Source organism: Methylobacterium sp. B1 (assembly GCF_000333255.1).
Classification (GTDB): domain Bacteria; phylum Pseudomonadota; class Alphaproteobacteria; order Rhizobiales; family Beijerinckiaceae; genus Methylobacterium; species Methylobacterium fujisawaense.
On the sequence record NZ_BACT01000156.1, the window covers coordinates 1 to 1,266 of the forward strand.

The 1,266-nt window shown below is 35.5% G+C and carries 1 protein-coding gene; it reads left to right on the forward strand.

Annotation, left to right across the window (positions count from 1 at the left end):
- Positions 1-1,077: chloride channel protein (locus tag I53_RS30850; protein WP_106428171.1), on the forward strand; the 1,077-nt coding region annotated here is incomplete at its 5' end.
- Positions 1,078-1,266: the final 189 nt, after the last annotated feature.

The window sequence follows — 1,266 nt, forward strand, 5'->3', positions numbered from 1 at the left end:
GTAATATTTCTTTCGAACAGAAAAAATAAAGGAATTAAAGAAATATATACAACCCTGGAAACAAGAAAGGATCATCTTCCTTTTTTTAAAATACCTTCTCATTGCATTAATGGCTTTTTAACGGTGATTTTTGGAGGATCTACAGGAGTCGAAGTATCAACAGTAGTTGCCACCGCAACAGTTGGTAATCAGGCCTACAAACATTTGCATAGTGCATGGGCCTACAAAACGGAGCTGATATGTGCAGGTATTATAGCGGGTGTAACCGTACTCTTTGGAAGTGCGTTGGGCGGTTTTCTATTTGCATTTGAAGTTATTGCACGTAAATACAATAAAACCTTACTGATCAGTGGAATAAGTTCGATGATTGTAGCTCATCTATTTGTACATTTTTATGACTCAAATCCACTATTTACATTTAAGGTACAGGACTGGCGGTGGCAATCCATACCTTTTGCTGTGATACTAAGTTTAATCGGAGGTATATTTGCCCTTTATTTTACAAAAATTGTCATCTACGCAAAAACTTTTTTTGGTGGGATTAACAACAATTTCATCCGCGTAAATTTAGGTGCCATAACTGTTGGGGTATTTATATTTTTTCTTCCGGCTTTATATGGTGATAGTTATCACGGACTTGGTAAAATCCTCGAATGTAGTTCGTACGACATTGTTAATCTCGCATATTTAATTCCTCTGGTTTTGCTCATCTTCATAAAGCCATTGGCGGCTTCCCTCACTCTCGGCGCAGGCGGTGACGGCGGTGTATTTGCCCCGAGTATTGTTACAGGTGCATTTTTAGGGGTATTTTTTGCCCAATTCTGCAACCATTATTTAGGTACCCATCTTGTGGTTATTAACTTTGCGTTATTTGGAGCCGCTGCCATGCTTTCCGCAGCTATTCATGCCCCTCTTACTGCCATGTTTATTATTTCCAGTATCGTACCGTCTGGATATCTATTGCTGTTTCCTTTATTCATCAGTAGTGTTATTTCTAAAATACTGGCAAAGAAAATCTATCCTTACAATGTGTATACTTACAAAGAATTTTCAAGCAGCCCGAATGTAGTAAATTGATTAAAAGTACCGTACGGTATTTAAATATAACAAATCATAACAATAAAATCTTTTTTGTTTATATTGGATTATTACATTTACTAAAAAAGTAATTTGCAAAAAACTTTACAACTAGAAGTATTTAAATATTAAAATCGGAATTACTAATTCCTTTTTGATTTGGCTCAAACGAAGGAAATCATAAATAAA